Annotated in this window: 13 protein-coding genes; 2 read left to right on the top strand and 11 right to left on the bottom strand. The window is 60.2% G+C overall.

Annotation, left to right across the window (positions count from 1 at the left end; all coding sequences use genetic code 11):
• Nucleotides 1-321 precede the first annotated feature (321 nt).
• The 6 genes from ACTNBY_RS03230 to ACTNBY_RS03205 all read right to left on the bottom strand — a co-directional run bounded on the left by ACTNBY_RS03230 (nucleotide 322) and on the right by ACTNBY_RS03205 (nucleotide 12,657).
• Nucleotides 322-4,797 carry a DNA-directed RNA polymerase subunit beta' gene (locus tag ACTNBY_RS03230; RefSeq protein ID WP_441063333.1) on the bottom strand — a complete coding sequence of 1,492 codons (4,476 nt, stop codon included), beginning with the start codon at nucleotides 4,795-4,797 and terminating at the stop codon, nucleotides 322-324.
• A gap of 6 nt (nucleotides 4,798-4,803) precedes the next feature.
• The gene (rpoB, locus tag ACTNBY_RS03225; protein ID WP_441063382.1) at nucleotides 4,804-8,232 is read right to left on the bottom strand and encodes a DNA-directed RNA polymerase subunit beta; all 3,429 of its coding nucleotides are present in this window, start codon (nucleotides 8,230-8,232) and stop codon (nucleotides 4,804-4,806) included.
• A 559-nt stretch (nucleotides 8,233-8,791) separates the two neighbouring features.
• Nucleotides 8,792-9,700 (bottom strand): UTP--glucose-1-phosphate uridylyltransferase, encoded by a 909-nt coding sequence (locus tag ACTNBY_RS03220; RefSeq protein ID WP_441063331.1) that lies wholly within the window; start codon nucleotides 9,698-9,700, stop codon nucleotides 8,792-8,794.
• Nucleotides 9,701-10,011: 311 nt separating this feature from the next.
• Nucleotides 10,012-10,389, bottom strand: coding sequence for a 50S ribosomal protein L7/L12 (gene rplL / locus ACTNBY_RS03215; RefSeq protein WP_154514707.1), 378 nt, complete (start codon nucleotides 10,387-10,389; stop codon nucleotides 10,012-10,014).
• A 102-nt stretch (nucleotides 10,390-10,491) separates the two neighbouring features.
• Nucleotides 10,492-11,013, bottom strand: a complete 522-nt coding sequence (gene rplJ, locus ACTNBY_RS03210; RefSeq protein ID WP_117646079.1) for a 50S ribosomal protein L10 — start codon at nucleotides 11,011-11,013, stop codon at nucleotides 10,492-10,494.
• Between the two features lie 507 nt (nucleotides 11,014-11,520).
• Entirely contained in the window at nucleotides 11,521-12,657 is a 1,137-nt protein-coding gene (locus tag ACTNBY_RS03205) for a pyridoxal phosphate-dependent aminotransferase (RefSeq protein ID WP_441063329.1), read from the bottom strand.
• A 93-nt stretch (nucleotides 12,658-12,750) separates the two neighbouring features.
• Between ACTNBY_RS03205 and ACTNBY_RS03200 the strand changes: the two genes are divergently transcribed.
• Nucleotides 12,751-13,401, top strand: a complete 651-nt coding sequence (locus tag ACTNBY_RS03200; protein ID WP_441063328.1) for a hypothetical protein — start codon at nucleotides 12,751-12,753, stop codon at nucleotides 13,399-13,401.
• 10 nt (nucleotides 13,402-13,411) lie between these two features.
• Here ACTNBY_RS03200 and ACTNBY_RS03195 read toward each other — a convergent pair whose 3' ends face one another.
• The 5 genes from ACTNBY_RS03195 to ACTNBY_RS03175 form a co-directional block, all read right to left on the bottom strand.
• A complete protein-coding gene (locus ACTNBY_RS03195) occupies nucleotides 13,412-13,975 on the bottom strand; it encodes a uracil-DNA glycosylase family protein (RefSeq protein ID WP_441063326.1) in 564 nt (187 codons plus the stop codon).
• 3 nt (nucleotides 13,976-13,978) lie between these two features.
• Nucleotides 13,979-15,355 carry an alpha-amylase family glycosyl hydrolase gene (locus ACTNBY_RS03190; protein ID WP_441063324.1) on the bottom strand — a complete coding sequence of 459 codons (1,377 nt, stop codon included), beginning with the start codon at nucleotides 15,353-15,355 and terminating at the stop codon, nucleotides 13,979-13,981.
• A gap of 153 nt (nucleotides 15,356-15,508) precedes the next feature.
• Nucleotides 15,509-16,705, bottom strand: coding sequence for an MFS transporter (locus tag ACTNBY_RS03185; protein ID WP_441063322.1), 1,197 nt, complete (start codon nucleotides 16,703-16,705; stop codon nucleotides 15,509-15,511).
• Between the two features lie 173 nt (nucleotides 16,706-16,878).
• Complete coding sequence (locus ACTNBY_RS03180; RefSeq protein ID WP_441063321.1) at nucleotides 16,879-17,631, bottom strand: hypothetical protein; 753 nt, start codon at nucleotides 17,629-17,631, stop codon at nucleotides 16,879-16,881.
• Between the two features lie 165 nt (nucleotides 17,632-17,796).
• Nucleotides 17,797-19,170, bottom strand: coding sequence for a family 4 glycosyl hydrolase (locus ACTNBY_RS03175; protein WP_441063319.1), 1,374 nt, complete (start codon nucleotides 19,168-19,170; stop codon nucleotides 17,797-17,799).
• 174 nt (nucleotides 19,171-19,344) lie between these two features.
• Between ACTNBY_RS03175 and ACTNBY_RS03170 the strand changes: the two genes are divergently transcribed.
• Nucleotides 19,345-20,097, top strand: coding sequence for a MurR/RpiR family transcriptional regulator (locus tag ACTNBY_RS03170; protein ID WP_441063318.1), 753 nt, complete (start codon nucleotides 19,345-19,347; stop codon nucleotides 20,095-20,097).
• Nucleotides 20,098-20,139 lie beyond the last annotated feature (42 nt).

Here is a 20,139-nt window from a genome sequence, read left to right as displayed (position 1 = left end):
TCAACAGACCACGCCGCCGGGCGTATCCTAAAATAGCCACATTTCCGCAAAGCCTACACAAAAGGAATCCCCTCCTGTGCGCGAGGGCGGATTTCCGGTCCGGGCGGCCCTGGGGTTAAGTTTGCTGCTCTACAGTCCTGGCTCGCACGGAGGCCACATTAAGTAGCCTCCGGCTCGTGCGGAACTCGCGACAAACTTAACCCCGGGGGCCGCCCGGACCGGAAATCCTACGTGCTCGTCAGGGCAACGTTCCTCAACAAAAAAGACCCGCTTCCCTGTTGGGGAGCGGGTCTTTGGAAGGGCGGTTAACGTACTGGGAAATTACTCCCCGTCGTTGTCCTTGGCCTCTTCGGCGTCGTCGGTGTCCACGAGCTGGTTGAGCAGCTCGTCGAGGGAAGCCATGTCCTCGTTGATGGCACCGTTGGCGGAAGCCTTCTTGTCGTCGATCGGGGCGCCCAGGAGCTCCTCGTCGGCATCGGCGTGATGCGTCGGAGCGGAGGTGCCCAGCAGGATGTCGTCCGGACCGTCGGGGCTAAAGACCATCTGCAGCAGCTGCGAGAGGTCTTCCTCGTCGGCAACGTCGTCGTTGTTCTCGAGGATGTAGAGCAGGTCGTGGGCCTCGAGGCCGTCGCGGAGCTCCTCGATCGCCTTGGCACCGATGCCATCGATGCGCAGCAGATCCTCCTCGGACTTGCCAACCAGGTCGCCGACCGTCTCGATGCCGACCTCGCTGAACTTGTTGGTCCAGCGCTGCGACACGCCCAGGTCGTCGAACAGGTACAGGCGAGCCTTCTCGGCGGAGATGGTGTGGCCGTTGCGGGTGAACGAACCGTCGGCACCGCCAAACTCGTCGTAGCCGGCCCAGTCGAGCTGCTGTGGGAGCCGCTCGTCCAGGTCCTTGAGCTCCACGGGAGCCCACTCGGGCAGTGACTTGGCGTTGGGCGAAGCCGGACCATCGATGTCCACGTAGCCGTCGGCCGTGCGATACGTCAGCTTGGCGTTAGCGTACGGCTTGAGGCCGGTACCAGCCGGGATCTTCTTACCGACGATGACGTTGGACTTAAGGTCGAGCAGGTGGTCGACCTTGCCCTCAATAGCAGCCTCGGTAAGGACGCCGGCGGTACGGATGAACGAAGCGCTCGACAGCCAGGAGTCGATGTTGGACGCAACCTTGAGCGTACCCAAGATGACGGGCTCAGCCACGGGAGCCTGACCGCCCAGACGGGCAACGCGCTCGACCTCGTCGGCGAACTCGTAGCGGTCGACGTACTGACCAAGCAGGTACTTGGAGTCGCCGGGGTTGGTGATCTGAACGCGACGCAGCATCTGACGTGCGAGCACCTCGATGTGCTTGTCGTTCAGGTCGACGCCCTGGCTGGTGTAGACGTCCTTGACGCTCTCGACGAAGGTGTGCATCGTCGACTCGATGTCGGTCAGCTTGCGCAGGTTGCGGAAGTTGACGAAGCCCTTGGTGATCTGGTCGCCGGCGCGAACCTCGCAGCCGTCCTCGATCTCGGGCATAAAGCGCACCGAAGCGGGGACGCGACGCTCGTCGAGGACACGGGTGTGATCCTCGGAGTCGGTGAGCGTCAGCACGTACTCGGACTTCTCGGGCTTAATCGAGAGGTGGCCGGAGTACGGAGCCAGCTCGGCCTCGCGACCCAGGATCTTCTCGTTGACGTTGCCGACGATATCGAACATACGGCTGACCGTAGGCAGACCCTGCGTAATATCGTCGACGCCAGCGACGCCGCCGGAGTGAATGGTACGCATCGTAAGCTGCGTACCGGGCTCGCCGATGGACTGGGCGGCAATAATGCCGACTGCGGTACCGATGGCGACCGGACGACGGGTGGAAAGATCCCAGCCGTAGCACTTCTGGCACACGCCGTACTTGGAGCGGCAGGTGAGCAGCGCGCGAAGCTTGACCTTCTTAAGGCCCGCATCGACCATCTTCTGGATGTCGGCGACCTTCTCGATATAGCCGTCCTGCTCAAAGAGCACGGTGCCATCGGGAGCCACGACGTCCTCAATGAAGCAACGGCCGACAAGATCGGTGTTGAGGTCGGTGGTGCCGGGGATGATGAGGTTGTAGGTGACGCCCTCGTGCGTACCGCAGTCCTCCTCGCGGACGATGACGTCCTGGGCCACGTCGACCAGACGACGGGTCAGGTAGCCAGAGTCCGAGGTGTGGGATGCGGTATCGACCAGGCCCTTACGGGCGCCGTAGGTCGAAATGAAGTACTCGAGCGGCAGCAGGCCTTCGCGGAAGTTCGCCTTAATGGGAAGGTCGATCGTCTCGCCGGACATATCTGCCATCAGGCCACGCATGCCGCCGAGCTGACGCAGCTGGGTCTTAGAACCACGGGCGCCGGAGTCGGCCATCATGTACAGCGGGTTCTCCTCGTCGAACATGTCGAGCATGAGCGCTGCGACCTTGTCGGTACAAGCGGTCCACTCGTTAACGACTTCGATGTGGCGCTCCGTCTCGTTGATGAAGCCCTCCTCGAAGTACTCGTTGATCTGGTCGACGTTGGCCTGGGCGCGGTCGAGCAGCTCCTGCTTCTCGGCAGGGATGAGAGCGTCCCACACCGAGATGGTGAGGCCGGCGCGGGTAGCGTAGTGGAAGCCGGAGTACTTGATAGAGTCGAGGATCGGGCCGACCTTGGCCTCGGGGTAACGATCGCAGCAGTCGGCAACCAGCTTGGCCACATCGCCCTTGACCATCTTGTAGTTCATGAACTCGTAGTCTTCGGGCAGGCACTGGCGGTTGAAGATGATGCGGCCGATAGAAGTCTCGAAGCGTGCGGTCTTGTTACCGGTGACATCGTAGTCGACGAACTCGTTCTTGCCGTTCTTGACGCGGAAGATACGGGTGCCGTCCTCGTTGATGACGTTGGCGTTCTCGGCGGACACGCGGACCTGAATCTTGGCCTGCATGTCGACCTCGGAGCGGCAGTCATAGGCGTGCAGCGCGTCGTCGAAGCTCGAGAACACGTGGTTCTCGCCCGGCAGACCGTCGCGGACCTGGGTCAGGTAGTACACACCAATGATCATGTCCTGCGAGGGGATGTTGACCGGCTTGCCAGACGCCGGCGAGCGCAGGTTGTTCGCAGAGAGCATGAGCACGCGGGCCTCGGCCTGAGCCTGGCTGGACAGCGGCACGTGGACAGACATCTGGTCGCCGTCGAAGTCGGCGTTGAAGGGCGCGCAGACCAGCGGGTGCAGGTGGATAGCCTTGCCCTCGACCAGCACCGGCTCAAAGGCCTGGATGGACAGACGGTGCAGGGTCGGTGCACGGTTGAGCAGCACGACACGGCCGTCGATGACCTCTTCGAGGATGTCCCACACAAAGGTGGCACCGCGGTCGATAGCGCGCTTGGCGCCCTTGATGTTCTCGACCTTGCCAAGCTCGACCAGGCGCTTCATGACGAAGGGCTTGAAGAGCTCCAGCGCCATGGTCTTGGGCAGACCGCACTGGTGCAGCAGCAGCTTGGGGTCGGTAACGATAACCGAACGGCCAGAGTAGTCGACACGCTTGCCCAGCAGGTTCTGGCGGAAACGACCCTGCTTGCCCTTGAGGGCCTCGGCGAGCGACTTGAGCGGGCGACCACCACGGCCAGAGACCGGGCGCCCACGGCGGCCGTTGTCGAACAGGGCGTCCACGGACTCCTGGAGCATGCGCTTCTCGTTGTTCACGATGATCGCAGGGGCGTCCAGGTCGAGCAGGCGCTTGAGTCGGTTGTTACGGTTGATCACGCGACGATACAGGTCGTTGAGGTCGGACGCGGCAAAGCGGCCGCCGTCGAGCTGGACCATCGGGCGCAGATCGGGCGGAATGACCGGGATGACATCCAGAATCATGTTCGCGGGGCTGTTGCCGCCCTTCAGGAAGGCGTCAACGACCTCGAGGCGCTTAACGGCCTTCTCGCGCTTCTGCTTCTGAGAGTCCTCGTCGGCGATGATGGCCTTGAGCTTCTCGGCCTCGGAGGGGAGGTCGATGGCAGCGAGCAGGTCGCGGACGGCCTCGGCACCCATGCCACCCTTGAAGTACATGGAGTAGTAACGGGTCATCTCGCGGAACAGCGGCTCATCGGAGATGAGGTCGCGCTCGGTGAGCTTCATGAAGGCGTTGAAGGCGTCCGTGCGGAGCTGCTTCTCGTCCTTGCACTCTTCCTCGATGTCGACGATGCCGGAGGCGATCTCCTCGGGGGTCAGCGGCTCCTCGTCGGAGAACTCGTCAAAGTTCTCGGGGTTGCCCTGCTCCTTGAGGGACTCGATCTGGCGGGCGCACTCGGCATCGATCTCTTCCAGATCGGCGGCGAGCTCCTCGCTCAGGTCGTCAGCGTCGGCCTCGCGAGCCTCGTAGTCGACCTCGGTGATGATGTAGCTGGCAAAGTACAGAACCTTCTCGAGGTCCTTGGACTTGATGTCGAGCATACGGCTCATCGGGAAGCTCGTGGGGCTCTTGAAGTACCAGATGTGGGACACGGGAGCGGCGAGCTCGATATGGCCCATGCGGTCGCGACGCACCTTGGCCGAGGTGACCTCGACGCCGCAGCGCTCGCAGACGATGCCCTTAAAGCGGATGCCCTTGTACTTGCCGCAGGAGCACTCCCAGTCCTTGGCGGGACCGAAGATCTTCTCGCAGAACAGGCCGTCCTTCTCGGGCTTGAGGGTACGGTAATTGATGGTCTCCGGCTTCTTGACCTCACCGTGCGACCAGGAACGGATCTGGTCGGCGGAGGCAAGGGAGATCTTTACCGAGTCAAATTCAGTAGCTTCGAAATCTGCCACAGTCAACTACTCCTTATCAGTGGTCGTGGCGGCGACAGCCTCGGGTGCCTCGGCGGTCTCGGCATCCTGGGCCTCGACGTCGGGGTCAACGCCGGCGAGCGCAGCCAGGTCATCGAGGGCAGAGGTCTCCTCGGCGGTCACGGGGGCGGAGGCGTCCTCGTCGGCATCGTGCATGGGCTCGATATCCAGTGCGAGGGAACGGATCTCCTTGACGAGAACCTTGAAGGACTCGGGGATACCCGGAACCGGGACGTTCTCGCCCTTGACGATGGACTCGTAGGTCTTGACGCGGCCCACGGTATCGTCGGACTTGACGGTCAGGATCTCCTGCAGGACGTTGGAAGCACCGTATGCGTACAGTGCCCAAACTTCCATCTCGCCGAAGCGCTGGCCGCCGAACTGGGCCTTGCCACCCAGCGGCTGCTGAGTAACCAGGCTGTAAGGGCCAGTCGAACGGGCGTGGATCTTGTCGTCGACCATGTGACCAAGCTTGAGGATGTAGGACGTGCCCACGGTAATGGGCTCGCGGAACTCCTCGCCGGTGCGGCCGTCAAACAGGCGGGTCTTTCCGCGCTCGTCAAGCTGGGTGACAAACTCGGGGCGCATGTGATCGCCAAAGGCAGCGGTGGCCTTGTTGAGCATATTCTTGTTGGCACGACGGATGACCTCGGCGATCTCGTCCTCCTTGGCGCCGTCGAAGACGGGCGTCGCGGTAAAGAACGGACCGGGGACGTACTTGTCGGAATCGGCATCCTCGGTATCCCAACCGCAGGCAGCAGCCCAGCCAAGGTGGCACTCGAGCAGCTGGCCGACGTTCATACGCGAAGGAACGCCCAGCGGGTTGAGGATAACGTCGATCGGGGTACCGTCAGCCATGTAGGGCATGTCCTCGACCGGCAGAACGTTACAGATAACACCCTTGTTGCCGTGGCGGCCGGCAATCTTATCGCCCTGCTGGATCTTACGACGCTGGGCGACGTAGACGCGCACCTGCTCGTTGACGCCGGGGGCCAGGTCGTCGCCGTTCTCGCGGCTAAAGCGGACGACGTCGATGACGCGGCCGTAAGCGCCGTGAGGCATCTTAAGGGAAGTGTCGCGAACGTCGTGAGCCTTGGCACCGAAGATGGCGCGCAGCAGGCGCTCCTCGGCAGTCAGAGCGCTCTCGCCCTTAGGGGTAACCTTGCCGACCAGGATGTCGCCAGGGCCGACCTCAGCGCCGATGCGGATGATGCCGTCCTCGTCGAGGTTGGCAAGCATGTCCTCGGAGAGGTTCGGGATCTCGCGAGTGATCTCCTCGGGGCCGAGCTTGGTATCGCGGGCGTCGATCTCGTGACGGGTGATGTTGATGGTCGTCAGCAGGTCCTCGGCCACCAGGCGCTCGGACACGACGATACCGTCCTCGTAGTTGAAGCCTTCCCACGGCATGTAGGCCACGGTGAGGTTCTGGCCCAGTGCGAGCTCGCCGTGATCGGTCGAAGGACCGTCGGCCAGAGGCTCACCCTGCTCAACGGTGTCGCCGACGCGCACGAGCGGGCGGTGGTTGATGCAGGTGGACTGGTTGGAGCGCTGGTACTTGGCCAGGTGATACTCGTCCATGCCGCCGGCATGCTTGACGATAATCTTGGAGGCGTCGGCAAAGATGACCTCGCCGGCGTTCTTGGCCAGGGTGACCTCGCCAGAGTCCAGGGCGGCGCGACGCTCCATGCCGGTACCGACATAGGGAGCGGCGGGGTGAACCAGCGGCACGGCCTGACGCTGCATGTTGGCGCCCATGAGCGTACGCTTAGCGTCGTCGTGCTCGAGGAACGGGATCAGCGTGGCTGCGACGGAGAGCATCTGGCGCGGCGAGACGTCCATGTAGTCGACGTCCTCGACAGGCACGTCGGCGGGAGCGCCGAAGGAGCCGTCGAAGTCGCGGGTACGGGCGATCACGGAATGCGGACGGACGATCTTGCCCTCGGCATCGGTCGTGATGAACTCGTTGGTCTTGGGATCGAGCGGCGTGTTGGCCGGCGCGATAACGTGCTTCTCTTCCTCGTCAGCGGTCATCCAGTCGATCTGGTCGGTGGCAACGCCGTTCTCGACGCGGCGGAACGGGGCCTCGATGAAGCCATACTCGTTGACGCGGGCGTAGAGGGCAAGCGAGCCGATCAGGCCGATGTTGGGGCCTTCGGGGGTCTCGATCGGGCACATACGGCTGTAGTGCGAGTTGTGAACGTCGCGGACGGCCGTCGGCACGTTGGTGCGGCGGCTGGAGCCCGACTTGTGGCCGGCAAGACCGCCAGGGCCGAGTGCGGACAGACGGCGCTTGTGGGTCAGACCGGTCAGAGGGTTCGCCTGGTCCATGAACTGCGAGAGCTGCGAGGAACCGAAGAACTCCTTGATGGAGGCCACGATCGGGCGGATGTTGATGAGCGACTGCGGGGTAATCTCGTCGATGTCCTGGGAGCTCATGCGCTCACGGACGACGCGCTCCATACGGCTCATGCCGATACGGAACTGGTTGGCGACGAGCTCGCCGACGGTGCGGATACGGCGGTTGCCAAAGTGGTCGATGTCGTCAACCTTGAAGCCCTGCTCGCCGGCAGCGAGGGACAGAAGGTAGCGCAGCGTAGCGACGATATCCTCGTCGGTGAGCACCGTGACCTCTTCCTCGGTGGTGAGGTTGAGCTTCTTGTTGACCTTGTAGCGACCGACGCGGGCCAGGTCGTAGCGCTGCGGGTTGAAGAGCAGGCCCTCGAGCAGGCTGCGGGAAGCATCCACGGTGGGAGGCTCGCCCGGGCGCAGGCGACGGTAGATCTCGATAAGAGCATCCTCGCGGGTAAGGGCGGTATCGCGCTCGAGGGTGCGCTTGATCACATCGGAGTTGCCGAGCAGCTCGATGATGTCGTCGTTGGTGACGGCGATGCCAAGGGCGCGCAGGAACATCGTGGCGCTCTGCTTGCGCTTACGGTCGATGGAGACCATGAGCTGGTCGCGCTTATCGACCTCAAACTCAAGCCAGGCACCGCGGGACGGGATGATCTGAGCCTTGTAGATCTGCTTGCCCGAATCCATCTCGGAGCTGAAGTACACGCCCGGGGAACGGACGAGCTGCGAGACGACGATACGCTCGGTACCGTTGATGATGAAGGTGCCCTGATCGGTCATCATGGGGAAGTCGCCCATAAAGACGAGCTGCTCCTTGATCTCGCCGGTCTCCTTGTTGGTGAGACGGACGTCGGTCAGAAGCGGAGCCTGATAGGTCATATCCTTCTCGCGGCACTCCTCGACGGTATGCGCGGGGTCGCCAAACTGATGCTCGCCGAAAGTAACCTCGAGAACATGGTTCTGGCTCTGGATGGGGCTGGATTCCTTAAACGCCTCACGAAGGCCCTCGTCCTTAAAACGCTCAAAGGATTCCCTTTGAACAGAGATAAGGTTGGGGAGCTCCATGGCCTCCGGGATTTTCCCGAAGCTGACGCGCTTGCGCTCAGTGGCAGTGTATGCGTAGGTCACCAGGTTTTTCCTCCTTCACGGAAATGCTCGGTGGGTTGGCGAGGCATAGCTTCGCCAGTTATCGCAACCTAATAGTTTATCAGGTACCGACCGTTGGGCAAGAAAAGCCTTGACGCGATTGTGTTTTTGGAGTAGCAAAGTTTTTCGACAGAAAATACGCAGGTAGATGTGCGTATATCGAACATATGTTCATATATTTTCTGTGAACAGAGTTGCTGATGCGCGTCGCTGAATGGCGGAATGGCGGCGAAGGCTGATCGGGCGGAAACTGCGTCCCGTTTTGAGGCCTCAAACTGGGTCGTAGTTTCCGATTGAGCCCTGTTTGGGAAACTGTATCCCGTCCTGAGCCGATATTCTAGGATGCGCTTTCCGCTAGGGTCCTCAGCCGGAAAGCGCATCCCAGAATTCAACCAAATTGTGGGTCGCACTTTCCGGAGCTAAGCGGCAGTTCGCAAAAAAACGGGTGCAGACCGAAGTCCGCACCCGTAAGCGCTGTTTACTTGCGCATCAAGCCGCCGCGCTCGTCGATGGCGTCCCAGAAGGCGCCGGCAAAGCGAGGATCGCTTGCAGCCATGAGGGCGTTGGTGGCCATCCAGCCAGACGGGGTACCGGTGTCGTAGCCCGACAGAGGATCGATGACGACGGCGTACATAGCCTCGCGGTCGAGCGAGCGGGCCATGGCGTCAGTGAGCTGAATCTCGCCGCCCTTGCCGGCCTGCTGGTCGGCAAGCAGCTCCATGACCAGCGGGCTCAGCAGATAGCGTCCGACGATGTAAAGGTTAGAAGGCGCAGCCTCGGGAGCAGGCTTCTCCACCAAGCCGCCGATGCGCCACACGGCGCCAGGCTCGGCATCGCCAACGCCCTCAGCGCCCTCGAGGGAGCCCACGCGCTCGCCGGCGATAACGCCATAGCGGCTGACCTCCTCGGGAGCACACGCGGCAACAGCGATAACCGAAGCGCCGCCATGCTCCTTGGAGACGGCAAGCATCTTGTCGCAAATGTCATGGTTGGGCACAACATAGTCGCCCAGAAGAACCAGGAAGTTCTCCCCCGCCACAGCATCGGCCGCCGAGCGAATGGCATGGCCGAGACCCTTGGGCTCGTACTGATAGCGGAAGTCGACCGGCATACCGCCAGCGTGGGCGACGGCATCGGCATAGGCGTTCTTGCCGCGCTCGCGCAGCAGGTTCTCGAGCGAACGGTCGGGCTGGAAGTAGCTCAGCAGCTCGGGCTTACCGGGAGAGGTAACGATGATGGCGTCGTCGACCTCCTCGGGGTCGAGTGCCTCCTCAACGACATACTGAATGACCGGCTTGTCGAGCACCGGCAGCATCTCTTTGGGCGTGCACTTAGTGCCAGGCAGAAAACGCGTGCCTAGACCGGCGGCGGGGATGATTGCCTTCATATTATTCAAGGATCCTTTCGCAGGCGCAAAGCGCCCCAAGCGTGCGGCACGGCGGCCGCAGACCAAATTGCGATACCGAAGTATCTTACCGCCGGAGACATACGTCGCCGTAAGGCAAACGCAATTCTTCAGCAGGTCAACGCAAATTATTGCTCGAATGGTGCAATTTTATGCCCCAGCGGTAACGGGATTGGCACGGCGAAGACAGCAGTGTTCTGCGTGCCGAGCAATGGGAATGAGGGGCCAAAACAAAAAAGACGGGGCTCGCAATGCGAACCCCGTCTGCAAAGAAATCTGGCGAGAAAGCCTGATTACTTGAGGGTGACAGCAGCGCCAGCGGCCTCGAGCTTCTCCTTGGCAGCCTCGGCGTCCTCCTTCTTGGCGCCCTCGAGAACAGCCTTGGGAGCGCTCTCGACGACCTCCTTGGCCTCCTTCAGGCCAAGGTTGGTGAGCTCACGGACGGCCTTGATGACCTGGATCTTGTTGTCGCCGAAGCCCTCGAGCACGACGTCAAACTCGGTCTTCTCCTCGGCCTCAGCAGCGCCAGCAGCGGGAGCGGCGACAACAGCGGCAGGAGCAGCGGCGGAAACGCCGAAGGTGTCCTCGATAGCCTTAACGAGCTCGGAAGCCTCGAGAAGGGTCATTTCCTTAAGAGCATCGATGATCTCATCGGTGGTAAGCTTAGCCATTTCTAAGTCCTTTCGGTTTCCGTGTCTGTGCACGGAGATCAGTTAAAACACGGCGCGAATGCGCCAGGGGTGCGGCGTTGCCGCCGCGGGTGAAAACAGCGACTAGGCTGCCTTCTGCTCGGAGACCTGCTGGATCGAACGAGCGAGACCAGAGGAAACGCCGTTGACGCAGACAGCGATGTCGCGAGCGAAACCGGAGATGAGACCGGCGATCTGGCCGAGAAGCTGGTCCTTGGTGGGCAGCTCGGCGATAGCCTTAACATCATCAGCGGAAACGGCCTTGCCGTCGGAGATACCGCCCTTGATCTCAAGGACGCCCTTGGACTTAGCGGAGAAGTCCTTAAGGGTCTTAGCGGCCTCGACCGGCTCGGTCTCGTAGAACACATAAGCGACGGGGCCGGCGAGGATCTCGTCGAGCTCGGGCTGCTCCTGGTTCTTGAGAGCGATCTTGACCAGGTTGTTCTTGTAGACCTTCATCTCGGCGCCGCACTCGCGAAGCTGATGACGCAGCTCCTGAGCCTGCTTAACCGTCAGACCGTTGTAGTTGACGACGAACAGACCGGCATTCTCGGCGATACGGGACTCGATCTCTGCAACCTTGTCGATTTTGTACTGCTGGGGCATGAATTACACCTCCTCGAATTCTTTCCGGGCACGGTCCGCCACAAGGACGTGACGGGGGCATGTCCAAAAAGAAAGCCCCCGCGCTGCATGAGCGACGGGGGCGAGAAGACATATCTACTCGACCACCTCGGCTGGCGGGATATCCCATTGAGCTCGCGGGCAATGCCCGTTTGCACCGGCTGTCTCTGGCAGCGGATTCGTGCGTGAACCGAAAGTATTATGGCGGGGACCCCGGCTTCGGTCAACGGCAACCCTGGCTGCACACAATTCCACCATCTCGGTCGTGCCGCCAAAGGCCAGGCGCAAGCTTTTCGCTCGGTCAGGTCCTGGGCTCGCACGAAGAGCACATTTAGTGCTCTTCGGCTCGTGCGGAATCTACGAAAAGCTTGCGCCTGGCCTTTGGCGGCGCGACCTGTGTTGACTTTGGGGCGGCCAGGGTTGCCGTTGGCCGACGCGCCCCACTCACAATCCTTATGTCGGTGGGCTGATGTGTTGCATCCCTGAGGACTACAAAGTCGAAATGAAGGTGGACAGGCGGCGGAGGCCTTCGTCCAGATCTTGGTCGGAGACGCAGTAGCTTAAGCGGACGTGGCCTTCGGTGCCGAAGCAGTCTCCGGGGACTAGGGCTACGTTGGCTTCTTTGATGGCTTTGATGCAGAAGTCTTCGCTTGTTAGGCCGAATTGTTTGATGCTGGGGAAAGCGTAGAAGGCGCCGGCTGGTTCCACTACGTCGAGGCCCATGGTGTCTAAGGCTGCGAGCACGCGTTCGCGGCGAGCTCGGTAGACTTTGAGCATAGGGGTTGGGTCGACGGTCAGGGCTCGGGCTGCGGCGTCCATCTCAAAGGAGACGGCGCTCGATACTAAGTATTGGTGGGCCTTTGCGATCTCGGCGATGACGGGGGCTGCAGCTGCGAGCCAGCCCAAGCGCCAGCCGGTCATAGCCCATGGCTTGGAGAAGCTCTCGATGACCACCGTTTGCTCGCGTAGCTCCGGGTGGCGCTGGGCAAAGCGCTCATAGCCATCCACATAGACCAGGCGGTTATATACGTCGTCGCAGATTACGTAGATGCCCGCTTGCTCTGCCACGTGTGCCACGGCGTCGAGCGATGCCGCGTCGAGGATACAGCCCGTAGGATTGTTGGGCGTGCAGATGACGATGGCCTTAGTCGCCGGCGTCACGCAGGCGCGAAGCGCTTCCTCGTCAATCTGAAATTGCGCGGGCTCCGTATCCAAAAAGACCGCTTTGGCGTGGTTGGCCACGACGATGCTCTCGTACAGGCCAAAGGCCGGCGTGGGGATAATAACCTCGTCGCCGGGGTTGAGCATGGCCATAAATGTTGCCGACAGGGCCTCGGTCGCGCCGTCGGTCAGGATGACCTCGTCGGCCGAAAACGTAAGGCCCGCGTCTCCCATGTAGGTAGACAGCGCCTCGCGCAGGGCGGGACGGCCGTTGTTGGGCGGATAGTGCGTGTCACCGCGGCCCAGCGCGGCGGTCACCTCGGCGCCAATCACATCGGGCGTGGGAAAATCGGGCTCGCCAAGCGCAAGCGCGATGCACCCCGGGTGCTGGGCGGCGAGCGCGTTGATCCGGCGAATGCCGGAGGGCTTGAGCGTGGCAAGCGAGGTGTTCATGGGCAGTCGCATGGCATTCCTTTCGTAAGGGTTGCACTAGGATAGCGCGCCCGCGCGCCACCAGACGGTGTAACCTAAACGGAAACCAACCGGAAAGGAGATGGCATGGAGACGACCGCGCGCGGCGATGTACCAAAAACGCTGCAAACCATTGCATATATCAGTATTCCCGAGAGCGCCGATCTTGAGTTTTTGCTTTGGGACCTGCAGGATGCCATCGCCGCCTATGCTCAGCTTTCCGGCACCGCGCTCCCCCGTCCGGTCGATTTGGAGGCGGATGATGCCGGTGTAGTCGATGGCATGGTGTTCGCTGTTGATGATGCATTTGATGATGAGGCGATGATCGCTGTCGAGCAGATACTCGATCGCTTCGGGGATACAGAGACACGCGTCTATGTCGTCGTCCAGGCCCTGTCAAAAAACAACAAGCAGGCGGACGAAGTCCTCGACCACCTGTACCGGGCATGTATTCTACGCGACCTGCCATGGTGCGGTGGCGTTGTCATCTGCGCCGGCAGCGGTATTGCGGCGCTTCGCCACTCCCCGCGTATGGGCCTCTTACGCCGGCCATTTTCCGAAGCGATGGATAAGCTTGTAGGCGCCGTGCGCATGGGCTGCTCCATAGAGCATGCGCAGCTGCTTGGCGGCGGCGAGGCCGATAGCGTCGATGTCGACGGCATGGTGCGCGTCAAGCCCGCCGTGCCCGCACCAATCTGGCATGCCATCATCAAACGCCTCGGCGCCCATGCTCAATAAAGGATCTAGATTACCGTGTGGTCCAGTCAACTGCCTCGCGCCAGCGCTCGATAAGCCGCTCCAGGCGCCAGGCCGCGTTAGCGGGACTAGTTGACGGCAATACGACAGCGGACAGACCCGTCCGCTCCTGTAGATAGCGCTTATAGAGGCGCCCCGCCGTACCTCCGTTGCATACCACCCGCTCGATGGGCGCAGCTCCAGTGATGCGTTCGATATATGCCGGCACAGCGTTTTTGATGCTCGCGTCGCTCGACCCCTTAATGTCGCAGCTCTCGATCACATCCCACAGGGCCACGCCACCGTTCAGCAGCATGGATCGCTTGGCGGCAATAGAGGCGTCGAGCGTCGCGGGCTCGCCGCCCACCAAAGGGTCGCCCTCGTTGGGTGGTACAGGCACACCAAGGCATGCGGCCATCACGCGCCAAAAGCGATTCTGAGGGTTGCCGTAATAAAAGGCATTGGTGCGCGAAAGCACCGAGGGAAACGATCCCAGCACCAAAACGCGCGAGTGCTGGTCAAACACGGGCTCAAACCCATGCTCAATATGTTGATAGCCCTCGTCTGACGCCGCCATGACCTAGGCCCTCAACAGATAGCGCACCTCGTAGGGCGCAAGTTCAAGGGAGCCCGTCAGCTCGACCGTGGGTGCATCGTCGGCAAGTAGGTCGACGAAGGAGCCGTTGAGTTCGCCGGCTCCAAAGGTATAAGGCTCGTTCACGGCATTGACCGCCACGAGCACCGTCGCGTCGTCGCAGGCGCGCTCGAACAGCAGCTGCTTGTTCTGAATCATCACGTTGCGATACGCACCGTAGCTGAGAGCGCGTGCCGCCGCGTCATCGGCCGAGCGCAGGTGCGCAAGCTGTGTGATGAAGGCCGTCAGCTCGTTGGGCGCAGGCTCATCGAGCGCAGGGCGCAGCGCCCAGTCGCCATCGGGGCCGCCCTTTTCGCCAGCAATTCCCCACTCGCTGCCATAGTAGATGCACGGGATGCCCGGCATACCAAAGAGCATGCCATAGGCGGGACGCAGACAGGACTTGTCGGTGAGGATGCTCGCCAGGCGCGGTACGTCGTGGTTGTCGACAAACGACAGCAGGTGCTTGCCGCGGTAGATGCACCACGGGTCGCCGCCAAACTGACGGTGCAGCGAGTGGGCGATCTCGAACATGTTGATCGAGTTAAAGCTGGAGTACAGTCCCTTGTAACACTCGTAGTTGGTGCAGGAGTCGAGCATCTCGTCGTTGACGATCTGGTTGTAGTCGCCGTGGAGCGTCTCGCCGATCAGCACAAAGTCGGGCTTGAGCTCACGGGCAAAGGCGTGCAGGCGGCGCATAAAGTCGCGGTCGAGCATATAGGCGACGTCCAGGCGCAGACCGTCGACGCCAAAGACCTCGGCCCAACGGCGCACGGACTCGAGCAGGTAATCGACCACGGCGGGGTTTTGCAGGTTAAGCTTCACGAGCTCAAAATGGCCTTCCCAGCCCTCGTACCAAAAGCCGTCGCCGTAGCACGAGTCGCCGTCAAAGCTGATGTGGAACCAGTCCTTGTAGGGCGAGTCCCACTTGCGCTCCTGCACATCGCGGAAGGCCCAAAAGCCGCGACCGACGTGGTTGAAGACGGCGTCGAGCACCACACGGATGCCGTGGGCATGCAGCGTCTCGCACACGGCGGCAAAGTCGGCATCCCCACCCAGGCGACGGTCGATGTGGCGCAGGCTGCGCGTGTCGTAGCCATGGCTATCGGACTCGAGCGGTGGGTTGATGAGCACAGCGCCAATACCGAGTTTTTGCAGGTAGTCGGCCCATTGGGCGATTTTCATGATGGGGGCATCGGGGTTGGGCGCATCGTTGGCAGCCTGGGCAAGCTCATCCTCGGCAACGGGCGCGGCGTTTTCGCGCGGAGCTCCACAAAAGCCCAGCGGATAGATTTGATAGAACGTCGTCTCGTATGCCCACATAACAGCCTCCCGGTAAGCTCAACACAACGACATCCATTGTATGCCCGGCTTGCATCCTCTTCCCCAAAATAAGTTGCGGTGGAATAGTTCCTGCTTGGGCCTTTAGAGGCCTTAAACAGGAACTATTCCACCGCAACTGATGAGGAAACGTGATTAGGCGACGGGCTTGGCGCGGCGGATAGCCGGGAACATCACCGTGATGGCGAGGATGACGCCCACGACGGCAATCGCCCCGCCCACGGAGCCGATCCAGGCGATACCGGGGCCCGAAACCACGGCGCCGCCGATCGCGGTGCCCGTGCCAATACCCAGATTAAACAGGCCCGAGAAGATCGACATGGCGACAGCCGACGAATCCGCGGGCGTGTACTTGATAAGCTCGGCCTGAAATGCCACGTTAAAGGCCGTGGCGCAGCAGCCCCACAGCACGCAGACGGCAAGCACTGCTGCGAGCGACGATGCGGCCGAACCTATGAGTAGCAGGGCCGCTGGCACGCCGGAGAGCGTAATAGCCAAAAACGGGAAGCGGTGCCCGTCGAACAGGCGACCAAACAGCCAGCTGCCCACCAGACCGGAGCAGCCAAACGCCGTCAGCGTCATGGTAATGGCGCCCGCGTCGACGTGCGCGACCTGCGCCAGGAAGGGCTCGATATAGCTGTAGCCTGTGTAATAGCCGGTCGCCATAAAAACCGTGACCGCGTAGAGCGCGATGAGGAACGGGTTCTTGAGCAGCTCGGGCAGCTGTTTAACCGCAAACCGCTCACCCGCCGGCATGGCCGGGAACACCGCGGCCTGGTACACCACCGCGGCGGCAGAAAAGGCCCCGACCACGGCAAACGTCATGCGCCAGCCCACGGCCAGGCCGATGGCGCGGCCGATCGGCAGGCCAAAGATCTGTGCGATGGACGAGCCCGTGGCGATCATGCTGATGGCGAGCGCCCCGTGACGGGCGTCGACCAGGCGCGAGGCCATAATCGAGGCGACCGACCAGAACACGGCATGTGCGCAAGCGACCACCAGGCGTGCGCAGACTAAAATAGGATAGGTGGGCGCCACGGCGGACAGGAACTGACCCAGAGAGAACACGGCGAGCACGCCGAGCAGCATACGCTTGAACTCAAAGCGCGAGGCAAACACCATAAGCGGCAGCGACAGCAGCATGACGCCCCAGGCGTAGACCGAAATCATGATGCCTGCCTGGGCCTCGGTGAGCGAGAACGATACGGCAATATCAGTCAGAAGGCCGATGGGCATGAACTCCGATGTGTTGAACACGAACGCGCAGCAGGCGAGCCCGATAAGCGGGAGCCACTGCTTGAGCGAGATGCCATCTTGTCTTGCCTGAGTCATGTAGGAAACCTCTCCGATTGTCTTGGGCGGTGGGCGATTATAGCAATGAGAAGTCTATAAATGCGCAATAAAAGAATTCTTGGAAAACGATCGTTAACAGACGGCGCGCCAATTCCGCCTAGAAAGTAAGGTGTGCAGGAACTCAATGTCGAAAACGCGGCTTCATCTTCGGGCTATCGCGCCTGCTCGGATACGCACAAGGACACCCCCATGAGCACGTCAATTTCGAGCCAACTCGCAACCGCACAATGAACTAGCAAAAGCAGCATATAAGCAAACGCCCCATAATAAAGTCCCTCATGTACAAGCGACGTCACTGAAAGTGCCGACGGCAGCGCCGCACTCGAAACTACCCATCCGACAAGAACAGGGATAGCGCAACTTGCAACCAGATTCCATGTCACCAGCAGCATTGCGGGACGCGCGATTTCTCTGCAGGAGGAACGAAGTGCCGTGATCGAACGCATGACGTAGCGTGGTGCAAACCGAATGCCTCGTAGCCCCCTCTGCCCCACGTCCGCATCTTCAATTAACACGAATACGAACGACGCGGAAAGAAGCGTCACGATTACTGCCACCACCAGCGAGCACAACACCCCGAGCTGACTGCTCGCAAGCGAGGCAAAGACTACAATTGCCGATAAAATCAAGTGAACCAAATAAATTAGCAGCGCCCCAGAAATCTGGAGGGGAACCGTCGAGGCTAAGAGGTAAACCGAAGGGGTTCGAGCCGGTTGCAGCGTCTCTTTGGACCGGTCGACGGCAAAAAACGAAAAAGCCACATTCGATAGAAGCAGGTTTAAAAAGGCTGCGACCACAGTGCAAATAAGCGTAATGGACGGATTGATATAGGCGAGCTCAGTTGCAACGTTTGATACACCAAGTTGAAGCGCGCTCATAACAAACAAGGGGATATATAACGCCATCGTGCAGCCACTCCGGCATCCCTTCGCCCGATCGCCCGATTCCAGAAAGACATTGAAGTTCTCTCGCAAGTTCACTCTATACCCGTTTTCTTACTAGGCAGGGCGAACGGGCGCCAATATAAACGCCGGTCCGCCCATCCAAAATTTCTAGTTTTAACGTCCAGACTAGTCTGTCCAGCCGTCGATGTAGTCGCGGTTAAGCTCAAAGTACTGCGCGGCGATATCTTTCGCCAAGGAGTACGAATTAACGAGCGGGTGCATCGCGAGGCCCTCGACAATGTCGCGCTTCGATCGGTTAACGATGCCACGCGCCACGGTGCGCTCGTAGTACTTGACGCGACGAATCAATTCGAGGTTTCCCGCGGGCACAGAATCGGCTTCGACGCGATGCGGTACGCAGCCATCGGTGGAGATATCGCACGTTGACTCAATGACATCTGTATCGAGAAGACCGGGGATGGCGCCATTGTTGGGGGTGCACAGGATCATCTGCTGCGTCTTGCCAGAGCGGGCAATATCCATGAAACGGAGCGCGACACCTGCGTATCCGCCAGCATCTTTGCCGTACACGTCAAACGTCCACGGCTTGTCGCGATGAATACCTGTCTCGGCCGCCATGTAGTTGTTTTCTCGCATTCCATACCACTTCTCAAAGCACGCGAGGCCTTTTTCGAAGTCGTTCTCAATATCGATAGATGCAAGCTCGCTCGTCATTTCTCGATTAATTTCTTCGATTAGTTCGCCGCGCGTCTGGGGCGAAGAGAGAACGTTGGCAACGGCGCGCTCGCGATAGTAGAAATAGTATAAGTACTCATTTGGCACGCTTTCGCGATTTAGGACGAGGTCCTTCTCGAAGAACCTAAGATCTGTATGAGCATATGCCCCGTCGTCGTGGATCAAGTCGGGCATGATGTCCTCGCCGTCAACCGTCACATTGCGGAAGAACGAGAGGTGATTGAGTCCATAGCACTCGCCCTGAACCGATGCAGGATCAACGCCTTTATACTCGGCAAACTGATGCAACATGCCCGAGGGGGCATCGCAAATGCCATATGTAAAATCATAGCCCATATCACGTAGGGCCTGAGATACGACGCCAGCGGGATTAGTAAAGTTAAACACCTTGACGTCCGGCTTTGCGTACTTCTTGATCAACTCGCAATACGAAGCAAGCGCAGGGATGGAACGCATGGCAAAAGACACGCCGGCTGCGCCAGTCGTCTCTTGGCCAAGAACCCCATGTGAAAGGGCAATGCGCTCATCGCGAACGCGCATATGGTCCCCTCCGACGCGAATCGTCGTGATCACGTAATCGGCGTCCTTAACGGCCTCGACTGCATCGCCCGTCAGTGAAAAATTAAGCGCGGGGCAAAGCATGCCCGAGACATGGGCGGCAAGGCCACCGTAGATGCGCAGCTTCTCGGGATCATTGTCCATAAACACAAGTTCGTCGATTCCAAGCGATGACGCCTGCTGGGCTATGCTCTTTGCCAAAAACATGGAGCGGACGCCACCGCCGCCTATGACCGTAAGTTTCATATCGAAACCCCCAATTAGCACATTCAATATTGCATGGTTCGCCTGTGTTTGGATATTGTATCCAGCATGGAGGGCCGCTTCCCGCCCCGGCTGCAAGGCGGGAAAGGAATTCCCCAAGGAGTTATTATTTACGCAACGGAAGCGGCCACACACGTCCGGCGGGAAGGGGCACCGATGGTTGATAAAAAGCAGATTTCCAAGCTCTACTCAGCCGCAAAGCTATCCGAAACCGAGCAAAGCGTACTCGAATACCTGCTCAACAATATCGACACCCTCGATGATATTGGTATAAAACCCGTCGCTATGGCATGCTTTACCAGCATGACGACAGTCATCAGGCTTTCGAAAAAGCTCGGCTACCGTGGCTACCGCGAAATGATGTACGATCTCAAGCACCTTCATCATGTCTCCCGCGAAATGAATCAATCACTCAAAGACAGTAGCGTCCACTTCGTATGCCACACCGGAGATGTAGACGTATTCATCGCCGCCCTGCATCGCAACAGAATGATCGGAGTAAACGGAGAGGGCTTCTCACGCATCGTTGCGCAGTACATGGCGACCAAGCTCGTTGGACTTGGCTTTTTGGCCGTCATACAGGACTTCCTAGAAACCGATCAGTTTGTCGAATCCAACCGAAATACGCTCAGCTGCATGATGCTCATATCCAAATCGGGCCAGACAGAAGCCATCCTGGAAACCGCAAGGGCATGCCACGACGCGGGCATTACGACCCTCGCGTTTACCTGCAACGAAGACAGCGAGCTCGCCAAGACGGCAGACGCGATCTTTACGATACACGACGATCACCCAATGGACCTTAAGAACGTTAAGCCTAACTGCTTTACCGGAAGTTGTATTCTCGCATTCGAAGAACTATTGAGTATCTGCCTTGACAATCTAAAACAAGAAGGCTTGGCCCCCTAAATCATGCGATAGGAAGCCAAGCCCTGGAATTGCGCTATGCAA

The organism is Collinsella sp. HCP28S3_E12 (genome assembly GCF_052065595.1).
Taxonomy (GTDB): Bacteria; Actinomycetota; Coriobacteriia; order Coriobacteriales; family Coriobacteriaceae; genus Collinsella.
The sequence above is the reverse complement of the archived record's forward strand: the minus strand, read 5'-3'. Positions and strand labels throughout refer to the sequence as shown.

Excerpts from the sequence above, each read along its gene's own strand:
- ACTNBY_RS03220 (WP_441063331.1), bottom strand. The coding sequence starts at position 9,700 with ATGAAGGCAATCATCCCCGCCGCCGGTCTAGGCACGCGTTTTCTGCCT.
- rplL (WP_154514707.1), bottom strand. The coding sequence starts at position 10,389 with ATGGCTAAGCTTACCACCGATGAGATCATCGATGCTCTTAAGGAAATG.
- ACTNBY_RS03175 (WP_441063319.1), bottom strand. The coding sequence starts at position 19,170 with ATGAAACTTACGGTCATAGGCGGCGGTGGCGTCCGCTCCATGTTTTTG.
- ACTNBY_RS03170 (WP_441063318.1), top strand. The coding sequence starts at position 19,345 with ATGGTTGATAAAAAGCAGATTTCCAAGCTCTACTCAGCCGCAAAGCTA.
- ACTNBY_RS03200 (WP_441063328.1), top strand. The coding sequence starts at position 12,751 with ATGGAGACGACCGCGCGCGGCGATGTACCAAAAACGCTGCAAACCATT.
- ACTNBY_RS03190 (WP_441063324.1), bottom strand. The coding sequence starts at position 15,355 with ATGTGGGCATACGAGACGACGTTCTATCAAATCTATCCGCTGGGCTTT.
- ACTNBY_RS03185 (WP_441063322.1), bottom strand. The coding sequence starts at position 16,705 with ATGACTCAGGCAAGACAAGATGGCATCTCGCTCAAGCAGTGGCTCCCG.
- rpoB (WP_441063382.1), bottom strand. The coding sequence starts at position 8,232 with ATGGAGCTCCCCAACCTTATCTCTGTTCAAAGGGAATCCTTTGAGCGT.
- ACTNBY_RS03180 (WP_441063321.1), bottom strand. The coding sequence starts at position 17,631 with ATGGCGTTATATATCCCCTTGTTTGTTATGAGCGCGCTTCAACTTGGT.
- rplJ (WP_117646079.1), bottom strand. The coding sequence starts at position 11,013 with ATGCCCCAGCAGTACAAAATCGACAAGGTTGCAGAGATCGAGTCCCGT.
- ACTNBY_RS03195 (WP_441063326.1), bottom strand. The coding sequence starts at position 13,975 with ATGGCGGCGTCAGACGAGGGCTATCAACATATTGAGCATGGGTTTGAG.
- ACTNBY_RS03205 (WP_441063329.1), bottom strand. The coding sequence starts at position 12,657 with ATGCGACTGCCCATGAACACCTCGCTTGCCACGCTCAAGCCCTCCGGC.